Origin of the sequence: Curtobacterium sp. MCBD17_019, assembly GCF_003234555.1 — a bacterium.
Lineage (GTDB): Bacteria > Actinomycetota > Actinomycetes > Actinomycetales > Microbacteriaceae > Curtobacterium.
This window is the reverse complement of record NZ_QKTT01000008.1, coordinates 32,794-48,710: the sequence shown is the minus strand read 5'-3', so window position 1 is coordinate 48,710 and position 15,917 is coordinate 32,794. Positions and strand designations below refer to the sequence as shown.

General features: G+C 74.7%; 13 protein-coding genes. 6 read left to right on the top strand and 7 right to left on the bottom strand.

The features are described from left to right. Positions 1-29 precede the first annotated feature (29 nt). Positions 30-1,178 (top strand): FAD-binding oxidoreductase, encoded by a 1,149-nt coding sequence (locus DEI82_RS09180; protein WP_111036587.1) that lies wholly within the window; start codon positions 30-32, stop codon positions 1,176-1,178. Between the two features lie 16 nt (positions 1,179-1,194). On the opposite strand, the gene DEI82_RS09175 is transcribed toward DEI82_RS09180, so the two are convergent. Together DEI82_RS09175 and DEI82_RS09170 are read right to left on the bottom strand one after the other, a co-directional pair. Then, positions 1,195-1,545, bottom strand: a complete 351-nt coding sequence (locus DEI82_RS09175; protein ID WP_111026171.1) for a hypothetical protein — start codon at positions 1,543-1,545, stop codon at positions 1,195-1,197. Between the two features lie 150 nt (positions 1,546-1,695). Continuing rightward, positions 1,696-2,586 carry a DUF2382 domain-containing protein gene (locus tag DEI82_RS09170; RefSeq protein ID WP_111036586.1) on the bottom strand — a complete coding sequence of 297 codons (891 nt, stop codon included), beginning with the start codon at positions 2,584-2,586 and terminating at the stop codon, positions 1,696-1,698. Positions 2,587-2,923: 337 nt separating this feature from the next. On the opposite strand from DEI82_RS09170, the gene cofD reads away from it, so the two are divergent. The 5 genes from cofD to DEI82_RS09145 all read left to right on the top strand — a co-directional run bounded on the left by cofD (position 2,924) and on the right by DEI82_RS09145 (position 8,060). Further along, the gene (gene cofD / locus DEI82_RS09165) at positions 2,924-3,940 is read left to right on the top strand and encodes a 2-phospho-L-lactate transferase (protein WP_111026169.1); all 1,017 of its coding nucleotides are present in this window, start codon (positions 2,924-2,926) and stop codon (positions 3,938-3,940) included. A gap of 155 nt (positions 3,941-4,095) precedes the next feature. Then, positions 4,096-5,067 carry a TIGR03557 family F420-dependent LLM class oxidoreductase gene (locus tag DEI82_RS09160; protein WP_111009641.1) on the top strand — a complete coding sequence of 324 codons (972 nt, stop codon included), beginning with the start codon at positions 4,096-4,098 and terminating at the stop codon, positions 5,065-5,067. After that, positions 5,064-5,900 (top strand): coenzyme F420-0:L-glutamate ligase, encoded by an 837-nt coding sequence (cofE, locus tag DEI82_RS09155; protein ID WP_258372022.1) that lies wholly within the window; start codon positions 5,064-5,066, stop codon positions 5,898-5,900. The genes DEI82_RS09160 and cofE overlap by 4 nt, the downstream gene beginning before the upstream one ends. Further along, positions 5,897-6,478 (top strand): 2-phospho-L-lactate guanylyltransferase, encoded by a 582-nt coding sequence (gene cofC / locus DEI82_RS09150; RefSeq protein WP_111036584.1) that lies wholly within the window; start codon positions 5,897-5,899, stop codon positions 6,476-6,478. Before cofE ends, cofC begins: the two co-directional genes overlap by 4 nt. 43 nt (positions 6,479-6,521) lie before the next feature. Continuing rightward, positions 6,522-8,060, top strand: a complete 1,539-nt coding sequence (locus DEI82_RS09145) for a reverse transcriptase family protein (RefSeq protein ID WP_111036583.1) — start codon at positions 6,522-6,524, stop codon at positions 8,058-8,060. Positions 8,061-8,074: 14 nt separating this feature from the next. Here the strand turns inward: DEI82_RS09145 and DEI82_RS09140 are convergent, their stop codons facing one another. The 5 genes from DEI82_RS09140 to DEI82_RS09120 form a co-directional block, all read right to left on the bottom strand. Next, positions 8,075-9,583, bottom strand: a complete 1,509-nt coding sequence (locus DEI82_RS09140; RefSeq protein ID WP_220037255.1) for an NAD(P)/FAD-dependent oxidoreductase — start codon at positions 9,581-9,583, stop codon at positions 8,075-8,077. Further along, positions 9,580-12,039: a 7,8-didemethyl-8-hydroxy-5-deazariboflavin synthase CofG gene (gene cofG, locus DEI82_RS09135; RefSeq protein ID WP_111036636.1), complete on the bottom strand. Its 2,460-nt coding sequence runs from the start codon at positions 12,037-12,039 to the stop codon at positions 9,580-9,582. Before cofG ends, DEI82_RS09140 begins: the two co-directional genes overlap by 4 nt. A 127-nt stretch (positions 12,040-12,166) precedes the next feature. Next, positions 12,167-13,075: an alpha/beta hydrolase family protein gene (locus DEI82_RS09130; protein WP_111036582.1), complete on the bottom strand. Its 909-nt coding sequence runs from the start codon at positions 13,073-13,075 to the stop codon at positions 12,167-12,169. Positions 13,076-13,083: 8 nt separating this feature from the next. After that, the gene (locus DEI82_RS09125) at positions 13,084-14,802 is read right to left on the bottom strand and encodes a DHA2 family efflux MFS transporter permease subunit (protein ID WP_258372021.1); all 1,719 of its coding nucleotides are present in this window, start codon (positions 14,800-14,802) and stop codon (positions 13,084-13,086) included. Positions 14,803-14,864: 62 nt separating this feature from the next. Further along, positions 14,865-15,752, bottom strand: a complete 888-nt coding sequence (locus tag DEI82_RS09120; RefSeq protein ID WP_111036581.1) for a siderophore-interacting protein — start codon at positions 15,750-15,752, stop codon at positions 14,865-14,867. Positions 15,753-15,917: the final 165 nt, after the last annotated feature.

The following is a 15,917-nucleotide window of genomic DNA, read 5'->3' as shown; positions in this document are numbered from 1 at the left end:
GCCCCCGCCCGCCGACAGGAAGACGCTCCGTGCCCCGCTCCGACACCACCGCCACCGCCCTCGTCATCGGAGCCGGGATCGCCGGCGCCGCCACCGCGTTCGCCCTGGCGCGCCGTGGGGTGGCCGTGACGGTCGTCGACGACGGCGCGACCGGGCAGGCGACCGCGGCGAGTGCGGGGATCCTGCAGCCCTGGTCGTCCGCGGTCGACGGGCCGTTCCTCGACCTCTACGCGGCGGGCGCCGCGTTCTACCCGGACCTGCTCGCGCAGCTCGCCGGCGTCGGCGTGACCCGGACCGACCACCGTCGGAGCGGTGCGCTCGTCGTCAACGCCGACCCGGCCCTCCTGGACGCCGCGGAGGCCCGGGTCCGGTCGCGGGCGGCCGTCGCCGGGTCGGTCGTCGGCGCGGTGGAGCGCATCACGAACGCCCAGGCCCGACGACGCTTCCCTCCGCTCGCCACGGGACTCGACGCGCTCTTCATCGAGGGCGGCGGACGCGTGGACGGCCGCACGCTCCGTGATGCGCTCCTCCTGGCGGCCGAGCGCCTCGGCGCGGTGCGGCGGGGCGGCCACGTCCGGTCGGTGCGCGTCGTGCAGGGCCGGCCGCTGGTCGACGTCGACGGCGCGGACACGACGGCGGACGTCGTCGTGGTCGCCGCGGGCGCGTGGTCACGGGACCTCCTCGCATCCACGGGTGCCGCCGTCCCGGTCGCACCGCAGCGCGGTCAGATCACGCACCTCCGCGTCGAGGGCGTCGACACGTCCGCCTGGCCCTCCGTCCACCCGTTGTCGCACCACTACCTCGTGGCGTTCGACGACTCGCGCGTCGCCGTCGGCGCGACCCGCGAGACCGGCAGCGGGTTCGATCCACGCGTCACCGCGGCCGGGCAGCTCCAGGTCCTGCAGGACGCGCTGGCGGTCGCGCCGGGACTCGCGGACGCGACGCTCATCGAGACGCGGGTCGGGCTGCGGCCCCTGCCCGACGACACCATGCCGGTCGTCGGTGCGCTGCCGGGTGCGCCGGGCGTCGTCGTCGCGACGGGGTACGGCGCGGCCGGACTGACGATGGGCCCGCTGCTGGGTGACGCCGTGGCCCGGTGGGTGCTGGGGGAACCGGCACCCGAGCTCGAGCACACCGCGCCCGGACGCGATGGCGTCCCTGGCACCGACGCGCGCTGATCCGCCGGTCGTCCGGTCAGACCCCGCCGCAGGTGATCGCGCGGATCGTCGCGGCGTCCCCGCCGCCGACGCCGCCGACGAACGCGGTGGTCGGCGTGCCGTCGGTGAGGGCGCGTCGGGCCGTCGACCACGACGGGCCGAGGAACGCGAGCATCGCCGCGCGATCGCGCGTCCAGAAGCGCCATCCGCGTGGCGCGGCCGGGAGGCCCGGTGCCGGGGACCAGCCCTCCGGCGGCTCCCACAGTTGGTGCAGGGCGACCCACTCCGCCGACGGTTCGGGCCACCCGAGCGGGCGGCGGAACCGGAACGGCGGGGCCGCCGCTCCCGCGGGCTCGGACGGGACGGCGGTGTCACGGAGTTCCCCCATGCGGCGACCGTACCGGCGCCTCCCAGGTGCCGCGCAGGCCCCTCTTCGGGGTCGACGTCCCGTGCGGTCCGGACGCATCCTGCACGACGAACGACGACGGCCCGCCACCGAGGGGTGGCGGGCCGTCGTCGTGGTGACGGTGCTGCGGAGTCAGCTCCGCGTGGTGCCCGTCGTGCCGGTGGTGCCGCCGTCGCCCTCGAGCTCGATCTCCTCGTGCGCGACGTCCTCGGTCACGTTCTCCTGCTCGGTGACGGTGTCCTTGCCGAGGCGGACGCGCTCGACCGGCACGGTCTCCTTGTCGACGACGACGCGCTCCTCGCTGAGGGTCACCTCGTGCTCCTCCTCGCTGAGCTCCGGGCCGTCGGTCGCGGCGCCGACGTTCGCGTCGGTGATCGGCTCGCGCTCGAGTCGGACCTCCTCGTGCTGGACGGGGACGGTGACGTTCTGCTGCTCGGTGACGACGTGCTTGCGGAGGCGCGCACGGCCGGTCTGGACCTGCTGCGTGCCGACCTGGAGGTGCTGCTCCGAACGGGTCATGGCGTCGTCGGTGTCGGGGCCGGAGGTGTCGTGGCCGGCGCCCTCGAAGCCCGTGGTGCCGGTGCCGGTGCCGACCGTGCCCGTGGTGCCGGTGCCGACCGTGCCCGTGGTGTCGGTGCCGACCGTGCCCGTGGTGTCGGTGCCGGTCGTGGTGGTGTCCGTGCCCGCGTAGGTGTCCGTCGTGCCGGTGCCGCCGGTGATGCCGTAGTACGAGAACAGGGTGTTCTCCTCGTCGATGCCGAGCTGGCCGTCGGCGTCCACCCGCGGGGCGTCCTTGATCTTGGCCTTCTCGTACCCGACCGTCAACGTGCCGTTGCTGTAGTTCGCGTTCTCCAGCGGGACGAAGGACTCGGAGGTGCCGAAGAGTCCCGTCGAGACGCTGGCGAACAGCGGGTGACCGTCGTTCTGGTCCACGTAGACCTGCTTGACGGTGCCGACCTTGTCGCCGTCGCGGTCGATGACCGTCGCGTCGAAGATGTCGTTCATGGTGGTGGTGTCGATCATCGCGTTCTCCCTGATGTCGGTGGTGCTTCTCGGGTCTGCTTCTCGGTCTGCTCTGGAGCGCGTGGACGTCGGGCCCTGCGCCGGTGTGATCGCGACGCGCCGTACGGGCTGACGTCGACGCAGGCGATGCAACGCGTTCTCGGCCGTGCCGTCCCGCATGTCCGGGTGCCACCCATCGAACGGGGGACAAACGGAGCCGCTCGCGCACTTCTGCGGCCCGGGACGCGGCACCACGACGCATGTCGGACGATGTGGGGGACGTGCTCCTCCTGTTGCTGATCCGTGCCGGACCGATCCGCGTTCCCTGGCGTTCCCGGTGCCTGGGAGGATCAGACGCATGGCCTCCTCGACCTCGACACCCGTGCCCACCCGCCGTTCCGTCACCGTGCTCGCAGGCGGCGTCGGCGGGGGACGGTTCGCGCGCGGCGTCCGGCACCTCGCCCGGCAGCAGGACCTCGACGTCACGGTCGTGGTGAACACGGGCGACGACCTCTGGCTCACCGGCCTGCGCGTGTGCCCCGACCTCGACTCCGTCATGTACGCGCTCGCCGACGCGAACGACACCGAGCGCGGATGGGGGCGTGCCGGTGAGTCCGAACGCGTCAGCGCCGAGCTCACCGCCTACGGCGTGGGGTGGCCGTGGTTCACGCTCGGCGACCTCGACCTCGGCACGCACATCGCGCGCACCGCGATGCTCCGCGACGGCGACGACCTGACCCGGGCCACGGCGCGGCTGGCAGCGCGGTGGGCCCTCGACGTCACGCTCCTGCCCGTGACCGACGACGAGGTCCCGACCCTCGTCGACGTCGACCGTCCCGACGGCACCCGGGACCGCATCCACTTCGAGGAGTGGTGGGTGCGCCACCGCGCCGCGATCCCCACGCACGGGTTCGTGCAGCAGGGCGTCGAACGGGCGTCGGTCAGTGCGGCGGCAGCGGCGGCGATCCGTGGTGCCGACGTCGTGCTCCTCGCGCCGTCGAACCCGGTGGTGTCGATCGGCACGATGCTCGGCGTGCCAGGGGTCCGCGAGGCGCTCGCCGCGGCCCGGGGTCCGGTGGTCGGCGTCGCCCCGGTGATCGGAGGTCGACCCGTGCGTGGCATGGCGGACGTCTGCTGTGCGGTGGCCGGCGTCGAGGCGACGGCCGCGGGGATCGCACGGCACTACGGCGCCCGGCGGGACGGCGGGCTGCTCGACGCCTGGCTCGTCGACGAGGTGGATGCCGACGCGGCGGCGGAGCTCCAGCGCGACGGGCTCCCGGCGCGGGCCGTCCCGCTCTGGATGACGGACGACGACGCCACGGCCGACATGACGCGGGCCGCGCTGGCACTCGGCCTGGAGGCCCGGGGAGCGTGAGCGGAGCGGATGGTCGTCGCGGATCCGCAGCCAGCGTCATGACCTGACCGCCCGTACGATCGAGCCGGAGCCCGGACCGCGGATGCATCAGGCGCACGGGCCCCCACGACAGGAGGACGCATCCCGTGACCGGACCGACCATCGGCTACGCCGCCATGCTCGAGCAGTTCCACCCGACCGAGGCCGTCGCGCTGAGCGAGTACGCCGAGCAGCACGGGTTCTCGGGGGTGATGGCCGCCGACCACTTCCAGCCGTGGGTCCCCGCGCAGGGTCAGAGTTCGTTCGTGTGGAACGTGCTCACCGCCATCGGCGAACGAACCCGGGGGGACATGGGGCCCGGCGTCACGGCTCCGACGTTCCGCTGGCACCCGGCGATGGTGGCCCAGGCGTCGGCGACCCTCGCCGCCATGTACCCGGGCCGGCACTGGCTCGGACTCGGATCCGGCGAGGCGCTCAACGAGCACGTCGTCGGGCAGTACTGGCCCGAGACGCCGGAACGCATCAACCGCATGTTCGAGGCCATCGACGTCATGCAGAAGCTGTTCCGGGCCTCGGCCGCGGGCAAGGACGTCAAGCACTCCGGCACCTTCTTCAAGCTCGAGTCGACCCGGCTGTGGACCATGCCCGAGGTGCCGCCGGAGATCCTCGTCGCCACCGCCGGTCCCGTGACCGCCAAGCGCGCCGGGCGGACGGTCGACGGCCTCATCACGGTGGGGGCACCGCTCGAGAAGATCGCGGGCCTGTTCGCCAAGTTCGACGAGGGCGCGCGCGAGGCCGGCAAGGACCCGTCGACCATGCCCCGCGTCCTCCAGGTGCACCTGTCCTGGGCGCCGACCGACGAGGAGGCGCTCCGGAACGCGATGGTCGAGTGGCCGAACGGCGGCATGAAGTTCCCGAAGGCCGACATCCGCTCGCCGTTCGAGTTCGAGCAGATGGCCAAGCTCGTCCGCCCCGAGGACTTCGAGGGCCGCATGGTCATCTCGAGCGACCCGGACGTGCACCTCCGGGCGTTGCAGCGGTACGCGGACCTCGGCTTCGACCGGATCTACCTGCACAACGTCGGGCGGAACCAGCGAGAATGGATCGATGTGTTCTCCGACGCGGTCCTGCCGAAGCTGACCAGGTGACCCGGTTCACCGTCTTCGCCATCCGCGGCGTGCCCGAGGTCGTTCCGGGTGCCGACCTCGCCGCGCTCATCGGTGACGCGATCGCCGCGGACCCCGAGCAGGCGCTCGCCGACGGCGACGTCCTCGCGGTGACGAGCAAGGTCGTGTCGAAGGCCGAGGGGCGGACGGCCCCCGCCGCCGATCGTGACCGCGTGATCGCCGAGGAGACCGTCCGCGTCGTCGCCGAACGTCCCACCCCCGACGGGCGGGTCACCCGGATCGTGGAGAACCGGCTCGGCATCGTCGGTGCCGCCGCCGGGGTCGACGCCTCGAACACCGCCGACGGCACCGTCCTCCGTCTGCCGGAGGACCCGGACGCCTCCGCCCGCCGCATCCGCACGGCCCTGGAGGCCCGCTTCGGCCTCCGCCTCGGCGTGGTCGTCACCGACACGCTCGGGCGGGCGTGGCGCACCGGGCAGACCGACGTCGCGATCGGCGCGAGTGGCGTCCGGCTGCTCGTCGACCTCGCCGGGACCCTCGACGCGAGCGGACGGCCACTCGGGGTGACCGCTCCGGCGGTCGGCGACGAGATCGCCGCCGCGGCAGACCTCGCCAAGGGCAAGGCGACGGGCCTCCCGGTCGCGGTGGTCCGCGGACTCGGGCACCTGCTCGACGCCGACGCGCCCGGCGCGCGGGTGCTCCAGTACCCGGCCGAGCGCGACTGGTTCCGGCGTGGTTCCGGCGAGGCGCACCGCGACGGCTACGAGGCCGGTCTGGCAGCGGCCGCGGCCGCGGCCGAGCAGGCCCAGCAGACCCGCACCCACCGGATCCTGCCGCCCACCGAGGTGCCGTGACCCCGGACTGGACGATCGTCGTCCCGGTCAAGGGCACGGCGGGGGCCAAGACGCGACTCGCGGCCACGCCCGAGCAGGCCCTCGCCATCGCGCTCGACACGGTCGCCGTCGCCGCCACGGTCGCGCCGGTCGTGGTCGTGACCCACCCGTCGTCCGCGCCGGCGTTCCACGCCCTCGCCGTCACCCTGGTCGAGGACCCGGGCCGCGGCCTCGACGCCGCGGTGCTCGCGGGCGTCGCGACGTGCGCACACGGCCCGACCGCGGTCCTCCAGGGCGACCTGCCCGCACTCGACGCGGCGCAGCTCCGTGCCGCGCTCGCGGCGGCGGCACCGTACCCGCGCGCGGTGCTGCCGGACGCCGACGGGACCGGCACCGTCCTGCTCACGGCACTCCACGGCCACGACCACCGCCCGCGGTTCGGACGCGGCTCCGCCCGCGCCCATCGGGCCCAGGGATACACGGAGCTCGACCTGCCGGGCCTCACCGGCCTCCGACGTGACGTGGACACCCGCGCGCACCTGGCCGCCCTCGGGTCCGGCCTGGGGCCGCGGACGCTGGCGGCGTTCGCCCGGTCCTGATCCCGCACCACCACGACGACCCGCTGCGCACTATGGTGAGCCCGTGCGGTGGTCCCCGGGCGAGGCGGATGGAGCACGCGCTGCTGCATCCTCTCCGGGGCTACCCCGGGGCACGCGGATCGACCAGGAACACACGCCTCAGGAGCTCGGGCGCGCTCCGCGCGCTGACGCTCCCGAACGGCACGACGAGTCGTCCGGGGACCACCAGCACGCCGACCCGCCACCGACCTCGCGGCTCGTCGCCCCGGAGCGGTCGGCCGGTCTCGTCGAGACGGCGATCGCGCTCGCGGACGCCTTCCTGGCCGCGTCGGCGTGGCGACCCGCGGAGCTCTCGGCCGCCGGCACCACGACGGTCGGACGCCGTCCGGGTCTGGTCGAGCCCGCGGTCGCGGCCGTCCTCGCCGTGTACCCGCGCGCCCCACGGGACGCGCCGCGTCGGCTGGCCGGGGTCCTCGCGTCCGACCGCTCGTTCACCGCGGCGTTCGCACGCCTCACAGCCCGCCGGCGCGTGCGGCTCCGGGTGCGCACGGTCGCACCCGTGGTCGCGGCTCCGGTCGCGGCGCACGTTCCCGTCGTCGACGCGTTGCCCGATCTCGCGGCGCTGCTCGGTGTCACCACCGAGCGGCTGCTCTGGTTCGCCGACACCCGCGGGTGGAACCGTCGGGTCCCGGCCGGGAGTCCGCTCCACCACTACGAGCACCGGTGGGTCCAGCGCCCGGGACGGACCCCACGGTTGCTCGAGGCGCCGCTCCACCAGCTCCGGACGATGCAGCGGGTGGTGCTCGACCAGGTGTTGGCGCCCCTCCCGCTGTCCGACGCGGTGCACGGCTTCGTGCGCGGTCGCAGCGCGTTGTCCGGTGCCGAGGTCCACGTCGGGCACGACGTCGTCGTGAGTGCCGACCTCGTGTCCTTCTTCGCGGCCGTCCCGGCCTCCCGCGTGTACGGGATCTTCCGCCGGGTCGGGTACGCCGAACCCGTGGCGCACGTGCTCACCGGACTGTGCACGCACGTCGTGCCGGACGCGGTGCTCCGCGCGATGCCGCCGGGCGGGGACCTCGACGAGCGGTGGGCGCTCCGCCAGGCCCTCGCCACGCCACACCTGCCGCAGGGTGCGCCGTCCTCGCCGGCGCTGGCGAACCTGTCGCTCCGCCGACTCGACGCCCGGCTCGCCGGGTGGGCGCAGGCCGCGGACGCCGTCTACACGCGGTACGCGGACGACCTGGCGTTCAGCGGCGACGGCGCGATCGCCGCGCGACCCGACGCGTTCCTGCGCGGCGTCGACCGGATCGTCGCCGACGAGGGGCACGCGCTGAACCCCCGGAAGACGCGCGTGCGGCGGCAGGGGGTCCGCCAGTCGGTCACGGGCGTGGTCGTGAACGCGGTGCCCGGCGTCGGCCGACGCGAGCTCGACCGCCTCCGAGCGGTCCTGCACAACTGCGTGCGGTACGGACCGGCGTCGCAGGACCGCGGCGACCACGCCGACTTCCGCGCCCATCTGGAGGGACGGGTCGGCTGGGTGGAGCAGGTGCACCCGGCGCGCGGAGCGGCGTTGCGAGCAGAGTTCGAACGGATCGCGTGGTGAGCGCGCGATGCGTCTCAGGCCGCTCGTCGGGGGAGCGGCTGGGTGGCCAACCGCTCGAGGGTCCGCCGGAACGCGCGCGCCGTCCCCGGCCAGAGCAGGGTGAGCCGGCCGCTCCGCTCGTCGACGTACCAGCTGCGGCATCCGCCGGTCAGCCAGACCGTGCCCGCGGCCATCGCGTCGAGGTCCGCGGTCCATCGGCGCTCGGCGTCGGCGTCCACCTCGACCGTGCGCGCACCGTCGGCCCGCGCGCGTCGCAGGACCGCGACGACGAACCGTGCCTGCGTCTCGATCATGTCGACGGCGCTGTTGTGGCCGAGCGCCGCGTTGGGCCCGTCGACGACGAACAGGTCGGGGAACCCGGCCACCAGGGTCGTCGCCCAGGCCGTCATCCCGCCGCCCCAGTGGTCGGCGAGCAACAGGCCGTCGCGGCCCCGCACGCGTCGGGCGACGGGCGGTTCGGTGGCGGCGAAGCCCGTCGCGAGCACGATCACGTCGACCGGGTGCCGGCGCCCCGAGTCGGCGACGGCCTCCGTGTCGTCCACCGCGACGAGCGCCGACGACTCGAGCACGGCGCGACCGGACGCCAGCGCCGGGTAGTAGTCGTCCGAGAGCAGGACCCGCTTGCACCCGATCTCGTGGTCCGGGGTGAGCGCGCGTCGCATCGCCGGGTCGGGCACCTGCGCGGCGAGGTGGTCGAGCGCGAGCCGACGCAGGGCGTCGCGGGCGGCACCGGGAGCGCGGCGGGCGACGTGCCCAGCCTCGGCCTGGTCGAACAGCGTGGCGCGCTCGCGCGCGAGGAACGCCGGGTCGGCCGCGGCGTGCTCGCGCTCCGTCGTCGGCACCGCCTCGTCGTTCCGCGGGACGACGTAGGGCGCCGAGCGTTGGAACACGACCGTCCGTGCCGCCTCGACTGCCACGTGCGGCACGAGCTGCACCGCCGATGCACCGGTACCGATCACCGCGACCCGCGCGCCCGCCACCGACGTCCTCGGGTCCCACGCGCTGCTGTGGACGACGGTGCCGGGGAACCGATCGAGCCCCGGCACGGCCGGCAGCCGGGGTTCCGACAGCCGGCCGGCCGCGAGGATCAGCGAGCGGCACCGGACCACCCCGCGGCTCGTGGTGAGGACCCAGCCGGCCGCGTCCTCGGGTCCCTCGTGCCACCGCGCGTCGAGCAGTTCGGTGCCGAAGCGCACGTGGGGCGTCACGCCCTCGGCGCGGGCCACGCCCTGCAGGTATGCCTGGATCTCCGCGCCGGGCGCGAACCGGCGGCTCCAGTCGGGGTTCGGGCGGAACGAGAACGCGTAGAGACGGGCGGGGATGTCGCATGCCACGCCGGGGTAGACGTTGTCACGCCACGTCCCGCCGACGTCGTCCGCGCGCTCGAGGACGACGAGGTCCCGGTGTCCCGCCCGCAACAGGCCCGACGCCACCGCGATCCCGCCGATGCCGGCCCCGACCACGACCGTGTCGACCACGGCGGGCAGGGTGTGCCAGGGCGACGGTGCGACCGGCCCGGTCACGCGGGGGAGCCCTCGCCCTCGCGCGTCACGGCCCCGTAGTCTGTCCGTCGCTCCCGCAGGGGACGTCCCGCGGCTGCCGCGAGTGCCTCGAGGTCCCGCCGTTCGAGCACGAGGCCCGCCTCCGGGCCGGCTGACGGTCGGAGCGCGCCGTCGAGCAGGACGCCGCCGACGTCGTCCGCGCCACCTCGGAGCACGTCGGCCGCCGTCGCGAGCCCGAGCTTCGTCCACGCCGCCTGCACGTGGTCGATCCGCCCCGCGAGCAGCAGCCGTGCGACCGCGATGACCGCGCGGGACTCCGACGGTGTCGGACCGGGCCCGGCGACCGCCGCGACCGCGGCGGGTGCGTCCGCCGGGACGAAGGGCATCGGGATGAACTCGGTGAGCCCGCCGGTGCGGTCCTGCACGCGCGCGATCGTCCGGAGGTGCGCGACGACCTGTTCGGGCGTCTCGACATGCCCGTAGACCAGGGTCGCGGTCGAGGGCAGACCGGCCGCGTGCGCGGCGCTGATCGTCTCGGACCAGGTCGTCGCCGGTGAGTCCTGCCCCTCGCTGAGCACGGCGCGCACGTCGTCGTCGAGGACACGGGCGGCCGTGCCGGGCACGCTCGTCACGCCGGCGTCCCGGAGCATCCGGAGGAACCCGGGCAGGTCGACCCCCGCACGGGCCGCGCCGTCGACGAGCTCGGGTGGCCGGAAGGCGTGCACCGACAGGGCGGGGGCCGCGCGACGGACCGCGCGGACGACGTCGGTGTACACGGCAGCCGGGAGGGCCGGGTCGGGTCGTCCCTGCAGGCACACCTCCGTGGCGCCGAGCGCCGCCGCCTCCGCGGCCAGTGCTGCGACGTCCTCGACGGTCAGACCGTCCCCCTTCCCGGCCTCGTGGTCATCCCCGACGAGCCGCGCGGTGTCGATGTTGCGGTTCACGACGTGGGTCACGGCGTCGAGTCCCGCCGCGGCCCGCACGCGGTCGGCGAGCTCGGCGAGCGCGTCGAGCTGCGCGCCACGGGCGGTGAGCAGCACGGCGGCGTCCTCGTCCGTGATCGCGGACGGGTCGGTCCCGACGGCGACGGTCGCCGCGGCGAGTGCGGCGTCGACCCGGGGATCGCCGACGGGCGGTGCCGCCGCGTCGCGCCCGAGTCGCACCGGCGCGCCGTCGTCGCGGGTGGCGGACCGACCGCGGACGGGTGCCTGCTCGTCCGCGAGCCGGGTGACGGGGTCCTGCAGGGCCTCCAGAGCGGGTCGGACGGCGTCGTCGAGCCAGCGGTCGGCGTCGGCCAGGTACCGCGGGTGGGCGGTGAGTCGCTCGCGGAGCGTGTACCCGGACCGGGCGGTGAGGTCCGCGAGCGTGTCGAGTTCCGGCCACGGCCGCTCCGGGTTGACGTGGTCGGCGGTGAGCGGACTGACGCCGCCCCAGTCGTCGACGCCCGCGCGGACGAGCAGGTCGAGCTCGGCCGCGTCGGTGAGGTTCGGCGGCGCCTGCACGGTGGTGTCCGGCCCCATCACGACGCGCGCGACGGCCACGGCGGCGACGTACTCGACGAGACCGAGGTCCGGTTCGTTCTGCATCGCCGTCCGGGGCTTCGCGCGGAAGTTCTGGACGATGGTCTCCTGCACGTGCCCGTACCGCTCGTGCAGCCCGCGGATGGCGAACAGGGCCTCGGCGCGGTCGTGGTGGTCCTCGCCGATCCCGAGCAGGACGCCCGTGGTGAACGGGATGCGGGAGCGTCCGGCGTCCTCGATGACCCGGAGCCGCAGCGCAGGGTCCTTGTCGGGGGACCCGTGGTGCACGCCGCCGGGTTCGGACCACAGCCGCGTCGCGGTCGTCTCGAGCATCATCCCCATGGAGCCCGCGACAGAGCGGAGGCGCTGCATCTCGGCCCAGGACATCACGCCCGGGTTGAGGTGCGGGACCAGCCCGGTCTCCTCCCGGACGAGTCGTGCCATCGCGTGCACGTAGTCGAGCGTCGAGTCGTACCCGTGGTCCGCGAGCCACGTGCGCGCCGCACGCCAGCGGTCCTCCGGGCGGTCGCCGAGCGTGAACAGGGCCTCCTTGCAGCCCATGTCCGCACCCGCACGGGCGATCGCGAGGATCGCCTCCGGCTCCATGTACGTCGGGATGCCGCGCGTGGCGAGGCCCCCGGGGGTGTCGACGAAGACGCAGTAGTGGCAGCGGTCGCGGCACAGCTGCGTGATCGGCAGGAACACCTTCTTCGAGTAGGTGATGACGCCGGCGCGTCCGGCACGCTCGAGTCCGGCGTCCCGCATCCGGGAGGCCACGGCGAGCAGGCGGTCGAGGTCGCGACCGCGGGCTCCGAGCAGGGCGGTGGCGTCGTCCACGTCGATGGGCTCGTCCGACTCGGCGCGATCGAGGGCCCGGTCGAGCGCCGGGGAACCGGGGGCGCGCCAGTCCGGGATCGGGACGGCGGTGGGGACGGGCACGGATGTGGGCACGGTCATGGCGGGCTCCCGGACGGCGTGGGCGGCGGACCGGTGCTCGACGGAGCACCCCGGACCCAAATCGAGGCCCGATCGGTGACTCCACCGATGCTAGCCGGGCTGGCGGGCGCCGCCGTCCGCCGGCCCGTCAGGTCGCCGAGGTGAGGTGCTGCCCGAGGAAGGCGACGTGGTCGGGTGCCAGGCGCCTCCAGAACGCCATGTCGTGGCCGCCGGCCTCGAACCCACCGGCCGGACGACGGGTGAATCCGTCGACGTACGTCCGGACCGCCGGTTCGAATCCGTCGCCGGTGCCGCAGTCGATCCGCACCGGGATGCCGTCGAGCGCGCGCTGCCGGCCCGTCACCGTGTTCGCGGCGAAGTCGGTCGGGTCGTCGAACGCACCGCGGGCGGTGTCCCCGGCGGTGGTCCACAGCGCGGGGGACAGCGCGGAGACGACGCGGACGCGGTGGCGCCCGAGCACTCCCGCGAAGTGCAGTGCGCCGTACCCGCCCATCGAGTACCCGGTGAACCCGAGGCGGCCCGTGTCGAGTCCCTGCCGCGCGAGCAGGGGGAGGAACTCGTCGAGCACCATCGACGCGGGGTCGTCACCGTCGGCCCGCCGGTGCCAGTAGCGGTCGCCCCCGTCGACCGCGGCGATCGCGAAGGGCGCACCACCGTGGTCGACGTGCTCGGCGAGGAACCGGTCGAGGCCGAGCCGGTCTCCGAACAGGTCCGCGTGGTCGTCCCCGTACCCGTGGAGCGCGACGACGACGGGGAGCGCGTGGTCCGACGTCGGCGCCGCGACCGTCCAGCCCACCCGTCGACCGCGTCGTGCGCGCGAAGTGAACGAGCCCGAGCTCGTCGGGACGGGACGGACGTCCGGGATGCGCCCGGCGTGGCCGTCCAGGCCGAGCACCCGGTACAGGGTGGACCGCCCGGGGAGCGCCCGGAGGTCGACGGCGGCACCGAGGGCACCGACCGCGGCGACGCCGACCGCCCCGACGACGAGTGACCGGCGCGTCACGACGGCGCGGCGGGATCCGGAGGGTGCGGCCATGGGGACGATCAGGCTCCGGTGTCCGGCGGCGCGACGTGGCGGGCGTGGTGCTCCGCCGGGACCCGTGTGCCACCGGCGTCCGTCGGGGCCCCCGATGCGAGGTGGGCCGGTGTGTGGTCGTGATGCTGCGTGGGCTGGGCGGGGGCCGTGTGGTCGGCGGCGGCCGTGTGCTCGTCGTGCGGCCTGGGCTCGGTCTGCGCGTCCTGCCCGGGCTGCTGCCCCCGTCCGGGCTGCTGCCCCTGGCCGGGCTGCTGCCCCCGTCCGGGCTGCTGCCCCCGCGGGAGCACGAACACGAGCAGGAACGCGAGCAGCGCGAACGCCGCGCTGACGAGCATGGCGTGGGCCGCGGCGTCGGCGAACCCGGTGGCGAGCGCGGCCTTCGAGCGGCCGGACACCGTCAGCGTCCCGAACAGCACCGACCCGATCACCGCGATGCCGATGGCTGCGCCGACCCGCTGGATCGCGTTGACGACCGCGCTCGCGGCGCCGGCCTCGGCGGGGTCGACGGTCGCGACGATGATCTGCACGTTCGGGGCGATGAAGAACCCGTTGCCGACGCCGGCGATGAACAGCGGCGCCAGGAACTCCCAGTTCGTCAGGTCGGACGCGTCCGTGAGCTGCAGGACGAGCCAGGACCACACGAGCCCGATCGTGACGAGCGCCGTGCCGAGCACGAGGACGTTGCGTCCGAGCCGGCCCACGAGCCGGGCGCTCTGCGACGAGCCGGCGATCGAGCCCACGGCGAACGGGGTCGCGACGAGCCCGGACTCGAGCGCGGTGTGGCCGAGGCCGCTCTGCCAGAGGAGCGAGATCGTGAAGAAGATGCTCGTGAACGCGGCGAAGTACACCAGGGCGAGGATGACGCCGCCCGTGAACGCCCCGTGGCTGAACAGGTGCGGTGGGACGAGCGGTGCCGCGCCTCGGCGGCTGATCCGGAGCTCCCACAGCGCGAACAGGGCGATGAGCACGACACCGGCCGCGAGCGTCAGGTAGGTCCAGAGCGGCCACCCCTCGTCCTGGCCCTGGATGAGCGGGACGAGCAGCGCCACGAGGCCCGCGGAGACGAGCAGGAGTCCGACGAGGTCGACGCCCTTCGCGCCCTCGCGGACGTCGAGGTCGCGTCGGGCCGGCAGGAGCGCCACAGCCGCGATGAGGGTCGCGATCCCGATCGGCACGTTGACGTAGAACACGGTGCGCCATCCGTCGGTGTCCCCGAACGCCTGGATGAGCAGACCACCGAGGATCGGCCCGAGCGCCGTGGACACCCCGATGACGGCACCCATGATCGCGAACGCACGTCCGCGCGTCCGCGGCGGGAACAGCAGCTGGATGAGGGCGGTGACCGCGGGGACGAAGATGCCGCCCGCGAGACCCTGGACCACGCGGAACACGACCAGCCAGACGGCGTCCGAGGCGATGCCGCACGCGAAGCTCGCGGCGGTGAACAGCGCGAGCCCCGAGAAGAACACCCACTTGTGCCCGATGCGGTCGCCGACCCGTCCGGCCGGGATCAGCGTCAGCCCGAACGCGAGCGCGTACCCCGAGATGATCCACGACAGCGTCGCCTCGGACGCGTCGAGCGACTGGCGGATCGTCGGCAGGGCGACGTTCACGATGGTGGTGTCGAGCAGTGCGATGAACATGCCCGCGAGGAGCACGATCATCGCCTGCCAGGCGCGGCGGGGCACGGCGTCGGCGGACGGCTGCCGGGTGGTCGGTTCGGTCACGGGTCGCTCTCGGATCGAGGATGGGCGGTGCGCACCCGGCCCGGCGGGCGGGCGGTGCGGGGTCAGTCGGCGAAGATCTGCCCGACGGGCTCGCGCTTCTCGGCCTGGAATCGGTCCTCGGCGCGACCCAGCGCCCAGTATGCCGACAGGGACATCGCGCGGCGCTCGATTCCCCAGCCGTCCTGCAGGATCGCTCGGATCGCCTGCATGGCGCCGCGCTCACCGTGCGCGAACACCGCGACCGGCCGGGAGGGCCGCGACAGTCCGCGAACAGCGTCCGTGAGCAGCGCCCCGGCTTCGGCGACGGCTCCATCAGGCCCACGGCGGTGGAGCCACCGCACCACGACCCCGTCCGGGGCCGCGAGCGGGAGTTCGTCCTCGGGGCCGTCCACCTCGACGAACGCGCGTCCCGAGGCGGCGGCGGGCAGGGCCTCCAGGACGGCGGCCACGGCGGGCAAGGCGGAGTCGTCGGCCACGAGGAGGTGCCAGGTCGCCGGGTCGGCGGTGGGGGAGTAGCCGCCTCCGGGACCGGACAGCGCGAGGGTGTCGCCCGGCCGTGCGGACGCGGCCCAGACGCCGGCGACGCCCGCGTCGCCGTGCACGACGAAGTCGATCGTGATGGTGCGGGCGACCGGGTCGACGGCGCGGACGGTGTAGGTCCGGCGCACCGGCATGTCCTCGGGCGCGAGTCGGCCGCGGAGCGCGTCGAGGTCGTACGGCGGGGTGAGGCCGAGGTCCGGACGCGCGAACAGGAGCTTGACGTACTTGTCGGCGGCGGCCAGCCGGTCGGGCGACGCCCCGGCGACGAAGTCGTCGAACGCGGGGCAGCCGAGGTGCACGCGGACCAGGTGCGGACCGAGGCGCTCGGTCCGGTCGACCACGAACACGTGCTGGGCTCGGGCTGGCCGCGGCTGGGGTCCGGCGGCAGCGGGTGCGGGGGGATTCGTCATCACCTGCAGTCTCCCAGCACATCCGCGGCGTGACCGGGCATTTCTCGGTCGATTCTCGGAGCCGCCGTGCGCGGGTACGGCCACTGAGGAGAACCCGCGCGTTCTCACAACCCGCCCCCGGCCCGCTCATGGGATCGACACAGCCTGAGACCGTTCGATCATCCC

Excerpts from the sequence above, each read along its gene's own strand:
- DEI82_RS09175 (WP_111026171.1), bottom strand. The coding sequence starts at position 1,545 with ATGGGGGAACTCCGTGACACCGCCGTCCCGTCCGAGCCCGCGGGAGCG.
- DEI82_RS09130 (WP_111036582.1), bottom strand. The coding sequence starts at position 13,075 with ATGGCCGCACCCTCCGGATCCCGCCGCGCCGTCGTGACGCGCCGGTCA.
- DEI82_RS09120 (WP_111036581.1), bottom strand. The coding sequence starts at position 15,752 with ATGACGAATCCCCCCGCACCCGCTGCCGCCGGACCCCAGCCGCGGCCA.
- cofD (WP_111026169.1), top strand. The coding sequence starts at position 2,924 with ATGGCCTCCTCGACCTCGACACCCGTGCCCACCCGCCGTTCCGTCACC.
- DEI82_RS09160 (WP_111009641.1), top strand. The coding sequence starts at position 4,096 with ATGCTCGAGCAGTTCCACCCGACCGAGGCCGTCGCGCTGAGCGAGTAC.
- cofG (WP_111036636.1), bottom strand. The coding sequence starts at position 12,039 with ATGACCGTGCCCACATCCGTGCCCGTCCCCACCGCCGTCCCGATCCCG.
- DEI82_RS09170 (WP_111036586.1), bottom strand. The coding sequence starts at position 2,586 with ATGATCGACACCACCACCATGAACGACATCTTCGACGCGACGGTCATC.